Source organism: Amycolatopsis sp. NPDC058340, assembly GCF_042723975.1.
GTDB lineage: Bacteria > Actinomycetota > Actinomycetes > Mycobacteriales > Pseudonocardiaceae > Amycolatopsis.
In genome coordinates this window covers 1-21,501 of the sequence record NZ_JBHXIB010000025.1, presented here as the reverse complement: position 1 = coordinate 21,501, position 21,501 = coordinate 1, and the positions used below count along the sequence as shown (strand labels likewise).

Genomic DNA, 21,501 nt, shown 5'->3' with positions numbered 1-21,501 from the left:
GGGGGGCGGCTCCCGGTTTCGGTTTGGGCTTTCCCGCGGGGGGGGGGGGTGTTTGGCGGGGGCGGGGGGTGGGGGCCCCCCGGGCGGGGCCCCCCCCCCCCCCACCGCGCGGTCACTTGCCCAGCAGCGGCACGTCACTCTTGCCGAGGTGGTAATCGCGTACCGCGTGCACGAGTTCGTCGACGGTCAGCTTTCCGTTGCCGTTCACGTCGATGGCGCGGAAAGCCGGCGCGACGGCCGAGGCTTCGACACCGATGGCGTCCAGCCACTTGGCGAACTCCCGCTGGTCGACCTCGCCGTCGCCGTCGGTGTCGCACAGGCCGACGATCGCCGAAATGGTCGGGCGGACCACCCGGGAAAATCCCGCGTCGCCTTCCTGGAAGATCTGTGCTTCGATCACCTCGGTGAACTGCCGCTCGTTCAACGAGCCGTTCGGGCCGACACCCGCCTTGTCCGCCAGGAACTCGAACATCGTCACGAACGAGTCCTTCACCGCTCGCGCCTGCGGCGACGCCGGGTCCTCGCCGAACGCGCCGATGATCCTCGTGGCCTCGGCCTCGAAGTCGGATTTCTCGATCCTGCCGTTTCCGTTGACGTCCCACTTCTCGAAACGCTTCTTGAGCCGGTCGTTCTTGATCGCCGTGGTCATTCGTGCACTCTCCTTTTCGCGAAAGATCGGAAGAACTGCGGTGTGCGGGCGGAACGTTCAGAGACGGACGACCTCCTTTCCGGGAACCTGTCCCGTCACGTCGAACAACAACCCGGCCGTCGAGGCCAGGCGGGCGTGGTCGTAGGCGCGATGCGCCACCAGCAGGACGGCGACATCCGAGGTGCGGAGCGCCGCGTCGAGATCGGCCACCGGCGGCCCCAGTTCGGGCACGGCCTCCGCCACCGGATCGTGGTAGGACACCGCCGCCCCGAGCGCCCGCAACCGAAGGGCGATCCGGATGGCGGCGGACTCGCGGGTGTCGGGCACGTCCGCCTTGTACGAGACACCGAGCAGCAGCACTTTCGCGCCACGCAACGGCTTTCCGTGTTCGGCGAGCAGCCGGGCAACGCGTCCGACCACATGCTCCGGCATCTGGTCGTCCACGAGACGGGCGGCGTGCACCACGCCGAGCAGTGCGCCCTCCCGTTCGGCCTTGTCCAGCAGGTATTTGGGGTCGACCGGGATGCAATGCCCGCCGACCCCCGGTCCCGGCGCGAACGGCGTGAAGCCGAACGGTTTGGTCGCCGCGCAGTGCATCACGTCCCACACGTCGACGCCGATCCGGTCGCAGAAGATCGCGATCTCGTTGACCAGCGCGATGTTCACGTACCGGTAGGTGTTCTCCAGCAGCTTGGCCATCTCCGCTTCCCTGGTGCCACGCGCGATCACCACCGTGTCGACGAAACGGTCGTAGAACTCCGCGCAACGCTTCGCGCAGGACGGGGTGTGCCCGCTGATCACCTTCGGCGTGTTCCCGATGCCGAACCGTCTGTTCCCGGGATCGACCCGCTCGGGTGAATAAGCGAGCGAGAAATCGGTTCCCGCCGTCAGGCCGTGCTTTTCCAGGATCGGCCGGATGATCTCGTCGGTGGTGCCGGGGAAGCTCGTCGATTCGATGATCACCATCATTCCCGGCGACAATCGCTCGGCGACCGTCGCCGCCGCGCAGCGCACGGCGGCCAGATCGGGTCCGCCCGCCGTGGTCAATCCGGTCGGCACGCACAGCACGATCGTCTCCGCGCCACCGAGGACGTCAGGATCGGTCGTCACCGTGAAACCGTTCTCTCGCATGGCCCGTAACCGGCTCGCGGACACGTCGGGGACATGCGGCCTGCCCGCGGCGACCTCGGCGGCCACCCGAGGCGAGGTGTCGTAGCCGATCACCGACAACCCCGCCCCGCCGATGGCCTCCGCCAGCGGTAGCCCGACGTAGCCGACTCCCACAACGACAACGTCGACAGACACGTAAGCCTTCTCAGTCTCTTTGTCGCACGAAACGATCAACGGTTGACCGAGAAGGAGCCGCTGCCCGGTGCCACGTGGGAGCCGAACCCCTGGTTGACCGTCAATCCCGGGGTCAGGCAGAACGGATCCCCGTGAACGACCACTTCCGCCGAGCTCAGGTTGACCAAAACGTGTGCGGCGATGGGAAGTTTGTTACAGCCTTCGGGATTCCGGTAGGTGTCCAGGCGCTCGAATTCGGTTGAAAAGACCACCACATTGCCCGCCGCCGCCTGAGCTGGCGGACTCGGCACGATCAGCAGTGCTCCCACGGATGCCGCGCTCAACACCGCGGCGACAAGACGCTTCATCGCATGCCTCCACTTCCAAGATCACGACTTCTCTCCGCACGCTAACAGTCACTCCGTGTCAAACTCGGCCCACGGCGGATCTTCACGCGCGCAGGTTGCGGGCCGGCGGGGAGGGTCATCCGGATGGTGGCGTCAGGCGCTCCCTGTGTGACGGCCGGGGACGGGTCGTTCACATGAAGGAGTGGCGGGTGTGGTCGTCAGGACGAACCGGGACTACTCAGTCCCGCGCCCGATTGGACACTGGCGCAGACGAGAAATCGAAGCCCGTCCGTGAAGGCCTCCTTGAGGGACTCTGGGTCCCTCAAGGAGGCCTTCACGGACTTGCGGAACGCCACAACCCCATGCGCACCAGCTGTCACAGCAGCCGCGCGCGAAGGACCCCTACACCGCGCTGGACGCCAGAGTCCCGGCAAAGTCGAGATAGCGCAGGCCTGGTTCCGAACGTTGACAGGGCGGGCACGGGCATCGAGTGTCCACATAGGACGGATCTGGACGAGGCGGTGTCCTATTTGTGCACGATGTGCGGTTCTTCATGGGGTCGTGAGTGGTAAAGAGGGTTAGAACGACCTTAAACACTCACGACCCCCTCGCCAAGACGCAAACCGCCCGAATCGGGCACCGGCGTCTCGACTTGTGTCCCTTGTGGACAGTCAAGAGCCAGGTCTCACGACCCCGGTCTGCTCCGGAGAACGCCTCTGTGCCTCACGTACCGGCGCTGTGCCCTACCGGTGAGCGTCGACCACCTCGGCCAAGGTCGGCAGCGAGGGATGCGCCCCGTGCCGCGTCACCACGACAGCGGCCACTTTCGCCGCGAAACCGCAAGCCGCCACCACATCCGCGGTCGTCGGCTCACCGGGGATTTCCGCGAGGCGGGCGGCGACCGCGCCGACGAACGAATCTCCCGCGGCGGTGGTGTCCACCGCCCGTACCGCGACGGCCGGGACGTGCGTGGACGACGACGAGTCGAGGACGGCACAGCCCGCCGCCCCCAGCGTCACGATCACCCATCGGCATCCCGCGGCGAACAAGTCGGCACCGCCGCGCCGCAAACCGTTGCCGTCGAACGGATCCTGGCCGGTGAGCTGCCGGAACTCGATTTCGTTCGACACCACCACGTCGCTGACCGGCAGCAGCTTCCCGGCCGCGTCGCCGGCGGGCGCGGTGTTGAGCACGGTCAGCACGCCACGTGCGCGAGCGGCCGCGAAGGCGCGTTCCGTCGCATCCGGCGCGGCCTCCAGTTGGCCCGCGACGACCCGAAGCCCCGGCAGTTCGCCGATCGCCGCCTCGGCCGCCGCGGCCGGGATGTCGGCGTTCGCGCCGGGCACGACGACGATCGAGTTGACGCCCTCCGCGTCGACGGTGATCGCCGCCCGGCCGGTGGGCAGCGCGGATCGGCGCACGTGCGTCACGTCCGCACCTTCGGCGAGCAGGGCTTCCAGGTACTCGTCGCCGTCCTCGTCCTCGCCGACACAGCCGATCACGGCCACTTCCGCGCCGAGCCGGGCGGCGGCGACCGCTTGGTTGCCGCCTTTCCCGCCCAGCTCCCGGCTCGCCGAAAAGCCCATCAGGGTCTCCCCCGGCTCCGGGATACGCGGCGCCCGGACGATGTGATCGACGTTGAGCGACGCGACCACCGCTATCGCGCGGCTCATGCGGTCAGCCACCGGGCCGGGACGTCCCGCATCAGCCGGGCCACGGCTTCGGCGGGCACTCCTTCGGCTTCGAGCAGATCGGCGAAGATCGTCGGCACGAAGACGAGCCCGTTGCCGCCGTTGTGCGTCCACATCTGCTTCAGGAACAGGTCGTGCGACAGCATGATCTGGTCACCGAAGCCCTCGTGCACCCACCTCGCCACGGCGCGAGCGGTCTGGGAAACCGTCGGCGCGACACCTTCGCCGGGGAACGAGATGTCGAGGCCGATCATGTCGAATTCCAGCAGCACGCCGCGGTCGAGAAGCCCGCGCTGGTATCCCGGGTCATCACCGGACGGATCGCTGTGCGCCAGCGCCACCTTGGCCGGGAGCGCACCGCATTCCCCCAGTACGAGGTCGAGCACTTCGTGCCCGCGGCGCTGCCAGCCGGGCATGTGGATGTTCAGCCCCACGGACGGCCGCGCCGCCTGCGCGAGCGCCGCGGCCCGCAAGGAGGCCCGCTCCCCGTCGGTGAAGAGCGGCGAGACACCGACCTCGCCGATGACACCGGCCCGGATCCCCGTCTCGCCGACGCCCTCGTCCAGTTCGGCGAGGATGTGCTCGGTCTGCGCGTCGACGGTGACCGCGGTGATGCGCTCCCCCTCGAATTTCTCCAGGTACGCACCGGTGCCCATGACGATGGTGACCCCGGTGGCCTCGGCAACCGCCGCCAGGGCGAGCGGATCCCGGCCGATCGCCGCGCTGCCGGTCGCGTCGACCAGCGTGCCGCCGCCCGCCGCCGCGAACGCGGTCACCTCGCGCACGACGCTCGCCAGGTCCTTCGCCGCCACGTTGTCGGCGCAGCAGTAGGGGTCCTGACGGAGCAGGAACTGCAGGCCCGGCCCCACTTCCGCCTCGGCGAGCCGCCGGGTGGAGGAGTAAGCGGGTTCCGCGACCACGGAGGACAGATCGTTGAAGAGGTGTTCGTGCGGCAGCACCAGCCCGAGGTCCGCCGCGTCGACCGCGCCGAGAACGCCGCGCACCTCAGCCACGGCGCACCTCGGCGGGCTGGGCGAGGACCGCCGGTTCGGCCGTGTGCCGGGACGGGATCATCGCGATCGCCGCGGCCGCCAGGGCCACGAACGCGCCGACGACGGTGACCAGGTGCAGGCTGGACCCGGCCGCGGGAGCGACGAGTTCGAGCAGCAGCGAGCCGATGAGCTGACCGGCCGTCGAGGCCAGCCCCAGCAGCAGAAGTCCCAGCCCACGCACCAGCAAGGCCATCAACGCGATCGACATGAGACCAAGCGGGCCGCCGAAGTACATCCACCACGTTCCCGGCAGCGTGAAGTGGGCGCCCGAGACCGCCATCCGCACCACGTACACGAGGCCGAGCGCCACGAAGCCGATGAGGAAGTTCCAGGTGATGGAAACGAACATCGAGCCGGACAGCAGACCGACCTCGGAGTTGCCCGCGGGCTGCCAGCCGGCGAGCAGGCCGCCGACGAACGGCATGATCGCCAGCGCGATCATGTGCGGGGCCGACCAGTTCGGGGACACCACCAGCACGGTGGCGCAGATGGCCAGGATCGCCCCGGCCACGCGCGGCGCGCTCATCGCCTGTTTGAACGGGACGCCGACGCCGAGGCGGTCGCACACCACGCCGGAGATGACCATGCCGGAGATCAGCGAGGTCTGGAAGATCGCCACCCCGAGGAAACCCACCGTGACACCTTCGGAAAGCACGATCACCGCGCCGCACAGACCGGCGAAGAAGTTCCACCGCGGGATCTCCCCGCGCACCAGCTGACCGGGCAGCCGGAAGAACGCGTCGCGCGTCCGGGTGCGCGCCAGCACGATGATCAGCATCAGCACCAGGCCGGTGCCGAAGGACACCAGCGCGGCGGCGTGCCCGTCGGCGAGCGCGGTGCCGAGATGGCCGTTGACGAGCGACTGCAACGGGCCGAGCATTCCGGCGAAGACGGTCGCGATCGCCAACACGACGACCGAGGCCGCGCGGCCGGTGGGTGACGACGTACTCATCGAATCCTCCTTGATCCCGAGTGCGCGCGGCTCAGACTTCGCGTCCGGCGAGCCAGGACATCGCCTGCGCGAAGAGTTTGCGGTAGCCCTCCCAGTCCATGAACTCCTCCGGAGCCCAGTGCGGGGAGATGTCCGAGGTGAACGCGAGGGTGCGGCCGCGGCCGACCCGGCGCGCGGCCAGCATGACGTCGCCTTCGACGGTGGCGAGCAGCTCCGCGTCCGGCTTCAGCGTGGTGTGCTGGTAGCCCAGCAGGATCGGCCAGTCCTGGTCGAGCCCGGCGACCACCGGGTGCCCGGGCTGTACGACGTGGGCGCGGACGCCCTCCGGCGTCTCGACGCGGTCGTCGTACGGGTCGATGTCGACCGGGAGGATCTCCTCGATCGGCGTCCGGTGGTAGTTGGCCTTGCCCTCGAAGCCCTGGAAGCTCAGGTAGCCGCCGGCCATCATCAGGCCGCCGCCGTTCGTGACCCACTCGCGCAGCAGCTTGAGCCGGTTGGGCGTCGGACGGCCGCGGGTGAACGTGTCCGGGTGCAGCAGCAGCGTGTTGGAGCCGACGTCGGAGAGCAGGACGACGTCGTAGGCGTCGAGTTCCTCCAGCGTCTGCGGGAATTTCTCGGCCACGTCGTGCGAACGCAGGTGAGTCACCTCGACCCCTTCCGCCGCCAGCGCCGCCAGCAGCCGCTCGCACCCGATCTCCACCTGGGTGTGCGCGAACGGGTCGTATCCCTTGTGGTCGATCGTCGCACTGACCCACGACTCCCCGGCTAGCAGGACCTTGACCATCGACGACTCCTTCGGGCGAACGTGCGTTGCTTGTGTTGCGCAACATAGCGCAACGGCGCCAATATAAGATGCGGTCGCAGTCGCCGTCAACGCTCAACGGGGAGGAGCCGGATGTCGCTGGCGAAGGTGGCCCGAGAGGCCGGAGTGGCCGTCTCGACGGTGTCGAGGTACGTCAAGGGGGAGCTCAACGTCGCCTCCGAGACGGCCCGGCGCATCGACGCCGCGCTGTCGGCCGAAGGGCATCCGCCCGTGCGAAAACCCGTGACCGGCCTCAGCCTCGGCCTGGTGGTCCCGTCGCTGGACAACCCGTACTTCTCCACGCTGGCGGACGCGGTGGTCGACGCAGCCGCGACGGACGGCGTCGACGTGCTCACCGCGCTCACCGGGTCTTCGCCGTCACGGGAGCGTGCCGCCGTCGAGCGGCTGATGCGGGTGCCGGATGTGGGCGGGCTGATCTACCTGGGGATGAACACCACCAACGAAGCCTTCACGAGCCGGACGGCAGGCGATTTCCCGGTGGTCTTCCTCGACGAGTACGTCGAAGCCACCGGGCCGCGGATCGCGCGGGTCACCGCGAACGGTTTCGGCGGCGCCTTCCAGGCGACCACCCACCTGATCTCCCAGGGCCACCGGCGGATCGCCCATGTCGGCGGACCGGCCGGGCTGCGCACGGCCGACCAGCGCGAAGCCGGCTACCGGGCCGCACTGAAGACGCACGGGATCGAGGCGGACGAAGCGATGATCGTGCGCGGCGCCTTCAGCTCGGCGTTCGGCATGAACTTCTTCGCCCATATGGCGCGGACCGGTGCGGAGCCGACGGCCGTGTTCGCCGCCAGCGACATCGCCGCGGTCGGCCTGCTCGAAGCGGCCCGCCGCGCCGGGGTCTCGGTGCCGGAAGACCTTTCGGTGATCGGCTGCGACGGAATCACCCTCGGCGAATGGACGTCGCCGCGGCTGACCACCGTCGCGCAGCCGACGGAGCAGATGGCCCGCAAGGCGGTCGACGAGATCACCCGTCTCGCGGCCGGCCGTGACGCGGGCGATCACGTGCTCTCCATGCGGCTCGTCGTCCGCGAATCGACCAAGGAGTACCCCGCATGACCGACGAAGCCCTCGCATTGCTGCGCGATCTGGTGCGCCACGACACCACCTCCGGCGACAGCGCCGCACAGGCCGCCGCGCAGGAGCTGGCCGTCTCGTACGCCACCGCCGCTCCGGGCGTACGCGTGCTGCGACGCTCCACCGCCGGACGACCGTGGGTACTGGTCGGCACCGATTCCGGCGAAGGGCCGTTGTTCGTGTGCCACATCGACACCGTTCCCGTCGGCTCCCCCGCGCTGTGGGAACGCGCCCCGTTCTCCGCGGACGTCGACGAGGAGTTCCTGCACGGCCGCGGCAGCGTCGACATGAAGGGCGGGCTGGTCGCCGCGTTGGCCGCGTTGCGCAACGCCGCGGAAGCCGGTGCGGGCGCGCAGGTGCTGATCACCAGCGACGAAGAGATCGGCTGCCGGGGCGCGACCGAGGCTTCCGCCTCGCTGGAGCTGACGCCGCGGATCGTCGTGGTGCCGGAGGCGACCCGGAACCGCGTCTCACTCGGACACCGCGGCGCCACCTGGCTGCGGCTGGCCGCGAAAGGGCTCGCGGCCCACGGCTCCACGCCCAGGCTCGGCCGCAACGCGATCCGGTTGCTCGCCGACCGTGCCCTCGGCGCGCTCGATTCCCTCCCGCTGGCCGCCGACGACTATCTGGGCGAGGAAACCGTCAACGTCGGCACCTTCGAGGGCGGGACCGCGACGAACATCGTGCCCGCGTCGGCCGTTCTGACGCTGGATGTGCGCACTGTGGACGGTGGAGCGCCGGCGATCGCCTGGGCTTCCTCGCTCGATCCGGACATCGGCGCGGAGGTGGACCTCGATCTGCCCGCCATCCGGACCGAGCGCCTGCCCGAGCTGCTCTCCGGCCAGGCGATCGCACCGGCCGCCACCTATTTCACCGACGCCTCGGCGTTGGCCGGGTCGGTCGGCGGTGCGCCGATCGTGATCTGGGGCCCGGGAAATCCCCGGCAGATGCACGCGGCGAACGAAAAGCTGGAACTGGAATCCTGGCGGCAGGCTTCGCGCGGCTACCTCGACCTGATCCTGTCCGCCGCACGCTGAAGGGTCAGCCCAGTTTGAGCCACCCCAGCGCCAATGCGACGACGAAGCCGCTCGCCAAGACGACGAGAACGCCGATGAGGACCAGCCACGCGACAGGCATCGCCTTCGACGGCATCGGTTGCGGGTGCGAGAGTCCGGACGTCTGAGCCGAGTCGGGCGGCGTGTCGCCCGGCGGGACACCACCGCCGGGTTCGCGGTGGGTTCGCTCGGGTTCCGGATCGGGCGGCTGGGCTGTCATCGCCGGTGCTCCTTCGGTCGGTCTTCCCGGTCGGGTACCCGAACGACGGCGTCGAAACCCTGTCAGCCCAGCTGGGGAACGTCGTCCGGGAATCCGATGGGCAGCTGGTACATCCCGCGGGCGGTGCGGCCGCCCCCGAGCCAGCCGTGGAAGTGGATGTGGCCGTCGACGACGTCGGCGCCACCGGGCGCGTCGACCTTGCCGCCGAGCAGCTCGGTGGACAGGAACGGCGTTCCGGCTTTCACGAACGGCCCGCTCAGGGCGGGCGCGGAGGCATATCCCGTGTGGTAGCCGGAGCTCTGGAACGTGTCGGCGGAGTAGAACAGCAAGTACCGGCTCGCGGTCTTCACCACCGACGGCGCCTCGACGACCGCGTTCTCCGAGGCGAGATCGGCGCGCAGGAGCTCTATCCGCGGGCCGGCGGGTGTCCGCCCGTCGGCGAGCAGTTTCTGGGACCAGATCGCGGCCGGCGGCCCGACCGCCGCGCCGTCGCTCTTGTAGAGCAGGTATCGCGAGCCGTCCGAGTCCACAAAGGACTGCGGGTCGATGTCACCGCCGTCGCCGGGGACACAGATCAGCGGCCCGTCCCCGGCGGGCGTGTACGGCCCTTCGGCCTTCGCGGCGGTCGCGACGCCGATGCACATCTCCCCGCCGGGAGCCACCGCCGCGGAGAAGTAGAGCACGAACGTACCGTCGGAAAGCCGGGTCACATCGGGGGCCCAGAACCCGCCGTCGGGTTTCGCCCACTTCGGTACGGCGGCGAGGGCGTCACCGGCCACCCGCCAGGGACCTTCCGGCGCCGGAGCGTGCGCGTAGGGCACTTTCACCGCACCGGTGCTCGTGGAGAAGGCGAAGTAACCGGAGCCGGCCTTGACGATGTCGGGGTCCGGGAAGTCCTGTCCGATGAGCAGCCTCGGCGTGCCGATCGCGAAGGCGGGAGGCGAGGTGACGAGTGCCGTGGCCACGGCGATGGTCAGAAGACGGCGAATGAACCTCATGACCGATTCTGTCGACGGGACGGCGCGGCGGGCAGCGTCACCGGGGCCTTGCCACCGGGAAGCGTGGACTTGCTCGTTCACCCGGTCCCACAGGATTCATCCGCGCGTCTTCGGGTAGTCGCCGTGGCGCTCCTTGTGGTGACGGACCACGGCGACCGGACAGGGCGCGTGATGGACCATGGCGCGGCTGACCGAGCCCAGGAGAGCACGGCGCAGCAGCCCGCGGCCATGACTGCCGACGACGAGCAGCGCGGCACCCTCGGCCTGCTCCGCCAGCGCGTGAGCGGGCCGGTCGACCGCGATCACGCGGTGCACGGGGACGTCGGGATAACGTTCCCGATATCCGGCCAGCGCTTCGTCGAGCAGGGGCTTCCCCCGTTCCTCGATGAGTTCCCTGTCGTGTTCGGTTGGCGTCACCGCCATCGCTTCGAGCGGGAGATCGGACCAGACGTGCAGGGCCACCAGCGCGTGGTCGTGCCGGTCGGCGAAGTCGTAGGCGAACCCGATGGCTTCCCTGCTGGTCTCGGATCCGTCGACGCCGACCACGACCTTCCGGTCGCCGTCCGCCGCCGGTTCCTCGCCGTCGCGCACGACCACGATGGGCCGGTGGTAGTCGTGCAGGAGCTGGTTGGCCGTCGAGCCGACCAGGAGCCTCGGCAGCGCGGTGAGCCCCGACGACCCGATGACCAGCAGATCCGCGTTCTCCGCGGCGCGGGCCAGCTCGTCGGGGGCGCGGCCGGACAACAGCCGCGTCGATACGGCCAGCTCCGGCCAGGTCCGGCGGCATTCCTGCGCGATGTCCCCGAGCATGGCCTCGGCGTGCCGTTGCGCCGTTTCCTGACCCGCTTCGAGGAACCCCGGCCGAGGCCAAGCCCCGCCGCCCGGGACGGCTTCGGGCACCGGCGGGAACCCGACGACATGGGCGACGACCAACCCGCGCCCGCGGGCGGCGGCCTCCCCCGCGGCCCAGCGCACGGCCTTCCGCGCCTCTTCGGAGCCGTCATAGCCCGCGACGACGGCTCCCTTGTCCATTGTGGATTCCGTTGACGACATCACTGCTCACGTCCGGTCATGGCGTCGCTCCCGAACTGACACGGCTGGAGTACCACGCGCGGTGGTCACCGAAACCCGAGCAGCGCGACGACTTCCTCGTCGCTGGTCGGCGAGAAGTCCTCGTACCAGCGGCCGACCGCGCCGAACTGCTCCGGTTCGATCAGGCAGAAGACGTCGTCCGCCTCGTCGCGCAGCATCTCGGGTGCCCGCACGGCGCACACCGGAGTGGCGAACACCAACCGGCGCGGCTCCTCCCGGCGCAGGGACCGCAGTGCGGCTGTCGCCGTCACACCGGTGGCGAGCCCGTCGTCCACCAGCAGCACGTCCCGGCCCCGCGTCGCGATCGGCGTACGACCGCCGAGATAGCGACGGAGACGGCGGCGCGCCTCCGCCCGCTCGGCTTCGCACGTTCGCTCCAGGTCGGCCGGACTCAGCCCGAGCCTGCGCATCGTGTACCTGTCGTAATAGGGCGGCGCGTCCGCCGTCACCGCGCCCACGCCGAACTCCGGGTGGCCGGGCGCGCCGATCTTGCGGGACACGGCCACGTCCAGCGGCGCACCGAATTCGGCGGCGACCTCCGCGGCGACCGGCACACCACCTCTCGCCAGACCGAGCACCACCGGATCCGGCCAATCCGGCCGCCCGATCAGGCGAGCCAACCGCCGCCCGGCCATGCGCCGGTCGGCGAACGCGCGATACGTGACCGACATGACTCCGGCGTACCCGCGGACGGGCCGGGCAAACACGCCCGCGCGGCCCTCGTCAGGTGAGTGCCGCGATCAGCCCGATCGCCAGTGCCGTCCGTTCCGGGACATGCCGCACGAGGATGTGCTCGTCGCGTGCGTGGGCGCCGCCTCCGACGGCACCGAGGCCGTCGAGCACCGGGCGGCCCAGCGCCGACACGAAGTTGCCGTCGCTCGCCCCGCCCACCGCGGTCTCCTCCAGCTCCCAGCCCGCTTCGGCGGCCACCTTCCGCGCGGTCGCGAACAGTGCCCGCGACGGGTCGTTCGGGGTCATCGGCGGTCGATTCCACTCCCCTTCGACCGCGATCGTCACGCGGGGGTCGGCGGCTTCCAGACCGGCGAACACCTTGTCGATCCGGTCCATTTCGGACGGTTCGGCGACCCGGACGTCGACGCCGCAGCCCGCGCGGCCCGCGGTCACGTTCCGGCCGGTACCGCCGGAGACGGTACCGACGTTGACCGTGGTCCCGAGCTCGCGCGAGCCCGCGGACGCCAGCTGCCCGACGATCCCGGCGAGGGCGTGGATCGCGCTCGCTCCCGCGTACGGGTCCAGGCCCGCGTGCGCCTCGACGCCGGTGGCGGTCACGTCGAACAGGCCGACCCCCTTGCGCGCGGTCTTCAGCTTGCCGTCCAGCGACGCCTCGAAGACGAGGGTGGCCAGCGCGCCTTCACTGGCCGCTTCGATGTACGGCCGTGAGTGGGGGCTGCCGATCTCCTCGTCGCCGTTGAAGAGGAACTTGACCGACGGATGCGGAAGGCCGAGTTCGCGGAGGCCCCGCAGGGCCCAGACCGATTGCACCAGGCCGAGTTTCATGTCGAACGCGCCCGGCCCGGTGACACGGCCGTCCTCGTCGGTGTACGGCCAGCCGTCGAGCGTGCCCGTCGGCCAGACGGTGTCGTAGTGACTCAGCAGCAGTACCGTTCCCGGCGCCGTCCCCGCGTAGCCCAGTTCGAGCACGTCGCCGCGGACCGGGTCGGTGTGGCGGGCCTCGGTATCGGGTGCGCCGAGCCGGTCGAAGACCCAGGCCCGGATGGTGTCGAGGCCTTTGTCCAGCATCGGCTTGTCGTAGCTGTGCGTCTCCAGCTCGACGATGCTCCGGAGATCGTCGAGCATGGCAGGCAGAGCCTGGCGGGACCAATCCGTGTGTGACAAGAGAATCCTTTCTACCGAACGGGGGCGCCAGGGCCGAGCGGGATGCCGAACGCCCAGAACACGAAGAACAGCAACGTCCACACCACCAGCAGGGCGAACGAGAGCGGGACCGTCATCGAGAACAGCGTGCCGATACCGGCCGAACGCCGGTAACGCTGCAGGAAACCCAGCGCCATCACGAAGTACGGGCTCATCGGGGTGATCGCGTTCGTGCACGAGTCCGCGATGCGGTACAGCGCCTGCGTGGTCTCCGGCGGGATGTCCAGCAGCATCAGCATCGGCACGAACACCGGGCCGATCAGCGCCCACTGGGCGGAGCCGCTGGTGACGATCAGGTTCACCAGGGTCACCACGACGAGGATGCCCAGCATGATGACCGGTCCGGAGACGCCGGCGGATTTGAGCAGACCGGCGCCGTCGATCGCGGTGATCTCACCGATGCCGGTCCATTTGAAGTAGGCCAGGAACTGGGAGATGGCGAAGAACAGCACCAGGATCGGCGCCATCTCGCGGAAGCCGTGTGCCATGAACCCCGGGATGTCGCGGCTGCTGGTCACCGTCCCGGCGACCTTCCCGTAGGCCCAGCCCGCGGCCAGGAAACCGAGCGCGAGGAAGATCGAGATCGAGGTCAGCAACGGCGACTCGATGATGCTTCCGCCCTTGCCGCGCAAGGGAGACGACGCGGGCAGCACGGCAAGCACCAGTGCGGCCACGAAGACGGCCAGCGCGATGAGCGCGGCGAGCAGGCCCCGTCGTTCCTGCCGGCTGAGCTGAAGCGAGCCGAGATCGTCCTCCTCGGCGTCGTCGTCGACGGGCATCGCCTCGGCGCGCCGCGCCAGGACCTTCTCCGTCACGAGCGTGATCACGGCGGCCAGCACGATCGACGAGGCGAGCGAGAAGAAGTAGTTGGCCAGCGGGGTGACCGAATAGGCCGGATCGATCGTCTGGGCCGCCGCCGTGGTCAGCCCGGACAGGATGGCGTCGGTCGGCGTGATCAGCGGGCTCGCGTCGTATCCGGCCGAGATGGACACGAACGCGACCACGATACCCAGGATCGGGCTCCGCCCCACCGCGCGGAAAGCCAAGGCCCCCAACGGGATCAGCACCACATAGGCCGCGTCGGACGCGACGTGGGACACCATTCCGGTGAACGCCAGCGCGAAGGTCACCCATCGCGGCGAAACCTTCGAAACACCGGACCGGAGCACGGCCGCGAGCAGACCGGACCGCTCGGCGACCGCCACGCCGAGCATCACCACGAGGATCGTGCCCAGCGGCGGGAACGACGTGTAGCTCTTGACCGCGTCGGTCACCATCATCCGCACACCGTCGGCGGACAACAGGTTCTTCGCCTCGACCGTCTTGCCCGTGGCGGGGTTCACCGCCGACACCCCGGCCGCGCTGAGCCCCCAGCTGGCCAGTGCCAGCACTCCGCTCAGGATGACGAACAGCCAGAACGGATGCGGCAGCCTGTTGCCGAGCCGCTCGACGCCGTCGAGCGCGCGCAGCAGGAGGTTCATCGGACGTGAGGTCGTGCTGGCCTGGCTGGAACTCACCGGCGCGGCTCCTTCCTGATCGGAGGCCCATTACAAACTCAAGCGAACGAATAGTGCAACCCTGAACCGAATTCCGCACGGATCAGTCACGTGACAACCTCAGATGACTGATACATTCACCCGATGCTGACCGAACCCGACCTCGACCTGATCGCGGCGCTGCAGATCGCCCCGCGCGCCTCGGTCGCCACGCTCGCCGAGGCGCTCGACGTCTCCGCCAGCACGGTGGGCAGGCGGCTGGTCCGCCTCGAAGAGCAGCGGATCCTCCGGGTGATCGGCCAGGTCGAGTGGACGGCGAGGGCTCGCGGGAATCCGCGCCATGTCTGGGTCACCACCGAACCGGGCGCGTCCGGTTCGGCGGCGAAGGCGCTCGCACGGTTTCCCGAGGTCCAGCTCGCGGCGGAGACGGCGGGCCGGTCGGACGTCTACCTCGCCGTGCACGTTCCGGACCGCGCCGGGGCACGCGAACTGCTCGCCGAGCGCATCCCCGGGGTGCCGGGCGTGGCGGGAACCCATTCGGAGCTGGTGCTGCGGGCGCTGACCAGGGCCGACTCCTGGCGTCTGCACCGGCTGAGCGACGAGCAGCAGAAGATCTTGTCGCGCGAACAGGTGGTCCCGGCCGGATTCGACGCCGACGAAGTGGGTCCGCACGAGCGGCGTCTCATCGGGTTGCTGGCCGGGAACGGGCGGATCACCGCGGCCGAAGCGGGCCGGAGCCTCGACCTCAGCCAGTCCACCGCCTACCGGCTGATCCAGTCGACGTTGCGGCGCGGCCTGGTCCGGCCACGCGTCGAGGTGGAACCCGCGCAGCTCGGCTACGAACTGGAGGCGGTCATCGCGCTGACCATCGCCCCCGGTGCCATCGAGGCCGTGGCCGGGGAGCTGGCGCGCCATCCGTCGGCGCGGTACGTGTCGATCGTCGCCGGCACCGCTTCGGTCATCCACCAGGGCGTGTTCCGGAACGAGGACGAGATGGCCGACTTCCTCACCAGGGACCTCGCTCCCTTGCCGGGGATCACCGCACTGCAGGTCTCCGTGGTGTTGCGCATGCTGCGCCGGTACTGGCTGTACCGGGAGGACGGCAGATTCGCCCCGGACCGCACCTGACGGCTACCAGTACCGCACGGAACAGATCGAGCACGGTGGCGTGGTCTCGTCGTGTTCGCACAGGACGCGGCGGGCGGCCTGCGAACGGCGGAAGTCCTTCAGCCGTCCGCACAGCCATTCGAGCACGGTCAGCCGCCGGTAGCCGGGAAACCCCTGGGGAACGGCGTCGCGTTCGCGCTGAGACCACATCTCGGTCGCCCATCCTGGTGTCCGCCCCCGGAACTGATCGGCAATTTCACGTCGGTCGGGTGGCCGACACCGTACCCCGGGCCTCGCCGGTCAGCAGAAGCCCGCACGAGCCTTCTCACGGTCCGGCGCCACCCCGAATTCAGCGGGCTGGCAGGTGGTTTCGAGCACCGACATCCACAGGTCGCCGTCGGGGTCGACCTGGTTGCGGCGGCTGGTCATCAGGGAGAACGGGACGTGCACGAAGCGACGGCGCCAGCGCGCGACCGCGGCTTCGGTACGACCGGCCATGGCGGCGTGCACCGCGGCGTGGGCGAGCCGAAGGCAGTAGACGCTGTCGTAGGCGTTCGCCGCGATGCTGCGCACCGCGTAGCTCGGGTCGATGTAGCGCATCGTGGGGGTCAGGCCTGCCGCGGTCAGGTGTCCGGCGATGCTGGCTTTGAGCAGTTCGCCGATGTTGCCGAGCCGGACGTTGCCCGAGGCGTCGGTGCCGTGCCCGTTGTGCTCGGGCAGGCCGTGTTCCGCGAGGAGGTCTTGGCCCGCGCCCTCCGCCAGGACGATCACCACGTGACCCTTGGTCCGCACGTGCTGCTCGACGTGGGCGAGCAGGCCGTCCGCTCCCCCGAGGCTGAACGGGATCTCGGGGATCAGGACGATGTCCGCGGCGTTCGCGGCCAGCGCGGCGTAGCTGGCGATGAACCCGGAATGACGGCCCATCAGCTTCACGATCCCGACGCCGTTCGGGCTGGCCGCGGCTTCGACGGAGACCGCGGAGATGAAGTCGGTGGCCCGCGCGAACGCGCTCTGGAAGCCGAACGACTGGTCGGTGAAGGGCAGGTCGTTGTCGATCGTCTTCGGCACGCCGATGACGGCGATGTCGAGGCCGCGCGCCCTGATCGCCTTGCCGAGGAACGTCGCGGCGCGCATCCCTCCGTCGCCGCCGATGACGAACATGACGTCGATGCCGCGTTCGACGAGGCTGTCGACCATTTCGTCGGCGTCCTGGCCGCCGCGGGAGCTGCCGAGGATGGTGCCGCCGGCGTTGTGGATGTCGCGGACCCGCTCGGGTGTCAGTTCGACGGTGTCGTGGCGGTTTTCCGCCGTCAGCCCCTGGAGACCGTTCCGGAAACCCAGGATCCGCTCGACCTTGTAGTGCACGGCGAGCTCCTGGACGAGACCGCGGATGACGTTGTTGAGGCCGGGACACAGTCCGCCGCAGGTGACGATGCCCGCGGTCACGCGCGCCGGGTCGAAATAGATCTTGCGGCGCGGTCCGGCGGCTTCGAAGCTCGGGACCGCGCCGGACGGGAGGTCGTGGCCCGCCAGCATGGACACGGTGTCCTCGAGCAGGACCCGGTCGCCCTCCGCGACGTAATGCGGTGAGGTCTGCTTGGTGGAGAGCATCTCGGAGAACGGCGAATCGAAACGGCACTCGCCGAGGCGGCGAACGCGGAGGTCGTCCAGGTGCAACGTCACCGAATCTCCTTGATCGTAGGTGCTTTCCGGGTATCTATCCGAAGATCGTGTGCGTGACGTGCCGGACCTGGCCCCTGGAGATCAGGAGTGATTCGACGATGGTCCCGCCGTCGCCTTTTCTCGGCCGTCCGACGAGTGGCCCGCCACTGACGCCAGTGGCGACGAAGAAGGCGTCGCCCGCCACGAGCTCGTCACGTTCGTAGACTCGGTCGACGGACATGCCCGCCGCGCGGATCGCCGCCGCCTCCTCTTCCCGCTGAGGGACAAGGCGGCCCAGCATGCCGCCGCCCAGCGCGCGGACCGCCGCGGCGGTCATCACCCCTTCCGGGGTACCGCCGACGCCGAGGAGCAGGTCGACGTCGAGACCCGGTAGGAGCACCGCCAGGCTCCCCCCGACATCGCCCCCGGCCGGGGTCTGCACCGCCGCGCCCGCGTCGACCACCCGGGCGATCAGGTCCTTGTGCCGGGGCTTGTCCATGATGACGACGCGGAGCTCCGAGACCTTCTTGCCGAGCGCGCGGGCGACCTTGCTCAAGGTGCGCTCGGGAGAGTCGTCGAGATCGATGACGTCCTTCGCCGGGGGCGGCACCACGATCTTGTCCATGTAGAACCCCGGTCCCGGCGACCACAAGGTGCCGGCCTCGCCGAACGCGATCGTCGCCAGGGAACCGGGAAGATCCTTGGCGCAGAAGGAGGTTCCTTCGAGCGGGTCCACCGCGATGTCGAAGTCCGGTCCCCGGCCGTCGCCAACGATCTCCCCGTTGAACAACATCGGGGCGTCGTCCTTCTCCCCCTCCCCGATGACGACGGTCCCCCGGCCGGGCGCGTCGGCCAGCGCTTCCCGCATGGCCGTGGTCGCCGCCGCGTCCGCGGCCTTCTGATCGTGCCGTCCCACCCAGGCGTAGCTGGCCACCGCGGCGCGGCAGGTGGCGGCCAGCGCCACCGCCTCCAGGGTGTGGATGTCGGCGGTGTCCCGCGGTGCGATCTCGTTCCGGCGCTGCATCTTGGACTCCTCTACTCGGACGTGGCATCAGGACGAGATCGCGGTACCGGTCACTCGAGATTCGCGTGCAGGCGCCACAGTTCGCGGGCCTGGGTACCGCCGGACTTCCAGAGCGTGTGGAACAGCGCGTCGGTGATCAGTAGCACGGACTGCTCGAACAGGCTGCCCGCGTACTGGACGGACGCGGTTCCGTCGAAGTCCTGCTTGTCCGCGGCCGGGACGACGAGGACCTCGGTCGCGATCTTCGCCAGCGGCGAGTCGGCCGCCGTGGTCAGCGCGATCACGTCCGCGCCCTGGTCGCGTGCGGTCTGCGCGGCCCGGACCACCCGTGCCGTCGTCCCCGAACCCGACGCCGCCACCAGCACGTCACGTGCGCCGATCGCCGGCGCGGTCACCTCACCGACGACGTGGGTGGGGAGCCCGAGGTGCATGAAGCGCATCGCCGCCATCTGGAGAGCCAGACCGCTTCGCCCGGTACCGATCGTGAACACCTTCGGCGCCTTGAGCAACAACGCTCCGGCACGGGTCCAGGCCGGGAAGTGCACCCCGGCGCTCACCCTGTCCACTTCCCCGACGACGGCACGCGTCGCGTCCGAGAAACGGCCGGGATCGAGATTCTTCGAAATCGATTGCGTCACCGAGATCTTCCTCCATTTCGAGGGAATCGCTTCATTGCGGAAAAATGATTGCCCACCGGGGCCGCGTCCCTCAAGACGTCCGGCATTGGGAACCGCTATCCCCTGATCACGAAAACGAATGAACATCGAGCACAGCACGAGGCAGGCGGCCCCGGCTTTCCCGCCGGGGCCGCCGAAACAGGCGGGTGCCCGTCAGCCCTGCCGCGCGGACTTCACGCTTCGCAGCGCCGCTTCGACCACGGCCTCGGTGGTGATGCCGAACTGCCGGAAAAGCGTCTTGTAGTCCGCCGAAGCACCGAAATGCTCCAGCGACACGATTTCGCCCGCGTCACCGGCGAACCGGTGCCACGGCTGCGCCACACCCGCCTCGACGATCACCCTGGCGCGCACCGAGGCGGGCAGCACTTCGTCCCGATAGGACCGATCCTGCCGGTCGAACCACTCCACGCACGGCATGGACACCACCCGGGTGGCCAAGCCTTGCGATTCCAGGATCTTCCTGGCCTCCACGGCCAGCTGGACCTCGGAACCGGTGCCGACGAGCACCACGTCGGGTTTGCCGGAGGACGCCTCGGCGAGGACATAGCCGCCGCGCGACACCCCCTCGGCCGACGTGCCTTCCAGTGTCGGCACGTCCTGGCGGGTGAGCGCCAGCCCGGCCGGGCCACCGATGTCCTCCAGCACGGCTTTCCAGGCGTGCGCCGTCTCGTTCGCGTCCGCCGGGCGCACGACCGACAGCCCGGGGATGGCGCGCAGAGACGCCAGCTGCTCCACGGGCTGGTGGGTCGGTCCGTCCTCACCGAGTCCGATCGAGTCGTGCGTCCACACGTAGACGACGGGCAGCCGCATCAGCGCGGCCAGGCGCACCGCCGGGCGCATGTAATCGCTGAAGATGAGGAAAGTGCCGCCGTACGGCCGGGTTCCGCCGTGCAGCGCGATGCCGTTGAGGATCGAGCCCATCGCGTGCTCACGGATACCGAAATGCAGCGTGCGACCGTAGGGCTGAGCCGTCCAGGCGTCGGTGGAGATCTCGGCCGGGCCGAACGAGTCCGCGCCCTTGATCGTGGTGTTGTTGCTCTCGGCCAGATCCGCCGAACCGCCCCAGAGCTCCGGCAGCACCTCGCCGAGCTTGGCCAGCACCGCGGCCGACGCCTTGCGCGTGGCGACGCCCTTTTCGGACGGTTCCCAGCCGGGGAGGTCACCGTCCCATCCGGCGGGCAGCTCACGGCGGGACAGGCGGTCCAGCAATGCCTTGCGCTCCGGATTGGCCTGTGCCCAGGCATCGAACTCGAGCTGCCACTTCTCGTGGTCCGCCCGGCCGCGGCCCGCCACTTCGCGGGCATGGTTCAGGACCTCGTCGTCGACCTGGAAGCCGCGCAGCGGGTCGAGGCCGACGGCACGCTTGACGGCGGCGAGTTCCTCGGCGCCGAGCGCGGCGCCGTGCACCTTGCCGGTGTTCATCTTGGTCGGCGCCGGATAGCCGATCACGGTGCGCAGCACGATCAGGGTGGGACGCGCGGTCTCCGCCCTCGCCTGCTCGACGGCGTCCAGGAAACCCGCCACGTCCTCGCCACCGTGGACCGTGAGAACCTGCCAGCCATAGGCCTCGTAGCGTTTGGCGGTGTCCTCGGAGAAGGCGATGCGGGTGTCGTCCTCGATGGAGATCTCGTTGCTGTCGTAGATCACCGTGAGGTTGCCGAGCTGCTGGGTTCCGGCCAGCGACGAGGCCTCGGAGGTGACCCCCTCCTCGATGTCGCCGTCCGAGGCGATCACGTAGACCTGGTGGTCGAACACGCTCCGGCCCGGCTCGGCGTCCGGGTCGAACAGTCCCCGCTCACGACGGGCGGCCATCGCCATGCCGACCGCGTTCGCCAGACCCTGGCCGAGTGGGCCGGTGGTGGTCTCCACCCCCACCGTGTGCCCGTACTCGGGATGCCCCGGCGTCAGCGAATCCCACTTGCGCAGGGCCTTCAGATCGTCGAGTTCCAGGCCGTAGCCGGAGAGGAACAGCTGGATGTACAGGGTGAGGCTCGAATGCCCGGCCGAGAGCACGAACCGGTCCCGCCCGATCCAGCGCGCGTCGCCGGGGTCGTGCCGCATGACCCGCTGAAACAGCGCGTAAGCGACGGGAGCGAGGCTCATGGCCGTGCCTGGGTGCCCGCTCCCGCAGTGTTCGACCGCGTCCGCGGCCAGCACGCGCGCGGTGTCCACCGCGCGCTCGTCCAGCTCCGTCCAGTCTTCGGGGAGCCGCTTGGTGGTCAAGCGAGCAAGCTCGCCGATCGATTCGTTTGCTGCCATGAACGCGCTCTCCTGATTCGCCGCGTGCCGGATCGGTGGGGGGGTGTTATCGGGTGGCGCGGTGTTTGAGTTCTTTGGCGGCGGCGGTGGGGTCGGTGGCGTTGTAGATCGCGCCGCCCGCGACGGCGACGACCGCG

21 protein-coding genes are annotated in these 21,501 nt (G+C 69.7%); 3 read left to right on the top strand and 18 right to left on the bottom strand.

Annotation, left to right across the window (positions count from 1 at the left end):
* Positions 1-112: 112 nt before the first annotated feature.
* The 7 genes from ACFWIW_RS25330 to ACFWIW_RS25300 all read right to left on the bottom strand — a co-directional run bounded on the left by ACFWIW_RS25330 (position 113) and on the right by ACFWIW_RS25300 (position 6,759).
* Positions 113-649, bottom strand: a complete 537-nt coding sequence (locus ACFWIW_RS25330; protein ID WP_378370726.1) for an EF-hand domain-containing protein — start codon at positions 647-649, stop codon at positions 113-115.
* Between the two features lie 57 nt (positions 650-706).
* Positions 707-1,954, bottom strand: a complete 1,248-nt coding sequence (locus tag ACFWIW_RS25325) for a nucleotide sugar dehydrogenase (RefSeq protein WP_378370725.1) — start codon at positions 1,952-1,954, stop codon at positions 707-709.
* A gap of 35 nt (positions 1,955-1,989) precedes the next feature.
* On the bottom strand, positions 1,990-2,301 hold the full coding sequence (locus tag ACFWIW_RS25320; protein WP_378370724.1) for a hypothetical protein: 312 nt from the start codon (positions 2,299-2,301) through the stop codon (positions 1,990-1,992).
* A 722-nt stretch (positions 2,302-3,023) separates the two neighbouring features.
* Positions 3,024-3,953, bottom strand: coding sequence for a ribokinase (locus ACFWIW_RS25315; RefSeq protein ID WP_378370723.1), 930 nt, complete (start codon positions 3,951-3,953; stop codon positions 3,024-3,026).
* Positions 3,950-4,984: a phosphotriesterase gene (locus tag ACFWIW_RS25310; RefSeq protein ID WP_378370722.1), complete on the bottom strand. Its 1,035-nt coding sequence runs from the start codon at positions 4,982-4,984 to the stop codon at positions 3,950-3,952. The genes ACFWIW_RS25315 and ACFWIW_RS25310 overlap by 4 nt, the downstream gene beginning before the upstream one ends.
* Positions 4,977-5,975 (bottom strand): DMT family transporter, encoded by a 999-nt coding sequence (locus ACFWIW_RS25305; protein ID WP_378370721.1) that lies wholly within the window; start codon positions 5,973-5,975, stop codon positions 4,977-4,979. The genes ACFWIW_RS25310 and ACFWIW_RS25305 overlap by 8 nt, the downstream gene beginning before the upstream one ends.
* 31 nt (positions 5,976-6,006) lie before the next feature.
* Positions 6,007-6,759: a glutamine amidotransferase gene (locus ACFWIW_RS25300; protein WP_378370720.1), complete on the bottom strand. Its 753-nt coding sequence runs from the start codon at positions 6,757-6,759 to the stop codon at positions 6,007-6,009.
* A gap of 111 nt (positions 6,760-6,870) precedes the next feature.
* Here ACFWIW_RS25300 and ACFWIW_RS25295 point away from each other — a divergent pair, with 111 nt between their 5' ends.
* Together ACFWIW_RS25295 and ACFWIW_RS25290 are read left to right on the top strand one after the other, a co-directional pair.
* Positions 6,871-7,860 carry a LacI family DNA-binding transcriptional regulator gene (locus ACFWIW_RS25295; RefSeq protein ID WP_378370719.1) on the top strand — a complete coding sequence of 330 codons (990 nt, stop codon included), beginning with the start codon at positions 6,871-6,873 and terminating at the stop codon, positions 7,858-7,860.
* Positions 7,857-8,915, top strand: a complete 1,059-nt coding sequence (locus ACFWIW_RS25290; RefSeq protein ID WP_378370718.1) for a M20 family metallopeptidase — start codon at positions 7,857-7,859, stop codon at positions 8,913-8,915. Before ACFWIW_RS25295 ends, ACFWIW_RS25290 begins: the two co-directional genes overlap by 4 nt.
* A 4-nt stretch (positions 8,916-8,919) precedes the next feature.
* Here the strand turns inward: ACFWIW_RS25290 and ACFWIW_RS25285 are convergent, their stop codons facing one another.
* The 6 genes from ACFWIW_RS25285 to ACFWIW_RS25260 all read right to left on the bottom strand — a co-directional run bounded on the left by ACFWIW_RS25285 (position 8,920) and on the right by ACFWIW_RS25260 (position 14,620).
* The gene (locus ACFWIW_RS25285) at positions 8,920-9,153 is read right to left on the bottom strand and encodes a DUF6480 family protein (protein ID WP_378370717.1); all 234 of its coding nucleotides are present in this window, start codon (positions 9,151-9,153) and stop codon (positions 8,920-8,922) included.
* A 62-nt stretch (positions 9,154-9,215) separates the two neighbouring features.
* Positions 9,216-10,151: a glycoside hydrolase family 43 protein gene (locus ACFWIW_RS25280; RefSeq protein ID WP_378370716.1), complete on the bottom strand. Its 936-nt coding sequence runs from the start codon at positions 10,149-10,151 to the stop codon at positions 9,216-9,218.
* 96 nt (positions 10,152-10,247) lie between these two features.
* Positions 10,248-11,204, bottom strand: coding sequence for a universal stress protein (locus ACFWIW_RS25275; protein ID WP_378370715.1), 957 nt, complete (start codon positions 11,202-11,204; stop codon positions 10,248-10,250).
* Positions 11,205-11,269: 65 nt separating this feature from the next.
* Positions 11,270-11,914 (bottom strand): phosphoribosyltransferase, encoded by a 645-nt coding sequence (locus ACFWIW_RS25270; protein ID WP_378370714.1) that lies wholly within the window; start codon positions 11,912-11,914, stop codon positions 11,270-11,272.
* A 52-nt stretch (positions 11,915-11,966) separates the two neighbouring features.
* On the bottom strand, positions 11,967-13,061 hold the full coding sequence (locus ACFWIW_RS25265; protein ID WP_378370713.1) for a M20 family metallopeptidase: 1,095 nt from the start codon (positions 13,059-13,061) through the stop codon (positions 11,967-11,969).
* 50 nt (positions 13,062-13,111) lie between these two features.
* The gene (locus ACFWIW_RS25260) at positions 13,112-14,620 is read right to left on the bottom strand and encodes an AbgT family transporter (protein ID WP_378370774.1); all 1,509 of its coding nucleotides are present in this window, start codon (positions 14,618-14,620) and stop codon (positions 13,112-13,114) included.
* Positions 14,621-14,779: 159 nt separating this feature from the next.
* Here ACFWIW_RS25260 and ACFWIW_RS25255 point away from each other — a divergent pair, with 159 nt between their 5' ends.
* Entirely contained in the window at positions 14,780-15,763 is a 984-nt protein-coding gene (locus ACFWIW_RS25255; protein WP_378370712.1) for an Lrp/AsnC family transcriptional regulator, read from the top strand.
* A gap of 3 nt (positions 15,764-15,766) precedes the next feature.
* Here the strand turns inward: ACFWIW_RS25255 and ACFWIW_RS25250 are convergent, their stop codons facing one another.
* The 5 genes from ACFWIW_RS25250 to tkt all read right to left on the bottom strand — a co-directional run bounded on the left by ACFWIW_RS25250 (position 15,767) and on the right by tkt (position 21,364).
* Positions 15,767-15,952: a hypothetical protein gene (locus ACFWIW_RS25250; RefSeq protein ID WP_378370711.1), complete on the bottom strand. Its 186-nt coding sequence runs from the start codon at positions 15,950-15,952 to the stop codon at positions 15,767-15,769.
* Between the two features lie 90 nt (positions 15,953-16,042).
* Positions 16,043-17,425, bottom strand: a complete 1,383-nt coding sequence (locus ACFWIW_RS25245) for an ATP-dependent 6-phosphofructokinase (protein WP_378370710.1) — start codon at positions 17,423-17,425, stop codon at positions 16,043-16,045.
* Positions 17,426-17,459: 34 nt separating this feature from the next.
* Positions 17,460-18,428: a fructose-bisphosphatase class II family protein gene (locus tag ACFWIW_RS25240; RefSeq protein ID WP_378370709.1), complete on the bottom strand. Its 969-nt coding sequence runs from the start codon at positions 18,426-18,428 to the stop codon at positions 17,460-17,462.
* 50 nt (positions 18,429-18,478) lie between these two features.
* Positions 18,479-19,066, bottom strand: a complete 588-nt coding sequence (hxlB, locus tag ACFWIW_RS25235; RefSeq protein WP_378370708.1) for a 6-phospho-3-hexuloisomerase — start codon at positions 19,064-19,066, stop codon at positions 18,479-18,481.
* A gap of 192 nt (positions 19,067-19,258) precedes the next feature.
* The gene (tkt, locus tag ACFWIW_RS25230; protein ID WP_378370707.1) at positions 19,259-21,364 is read right to left on the bottom strand and encodes a transketolase; all 2,106 of its coding nucleotides are present in this window, start codon (positions 21,362-21,364) and stop codon (positions 19,259-19,261) included.
* Positions 21,365-21,501: the final 137 nt, after the last annotated feature.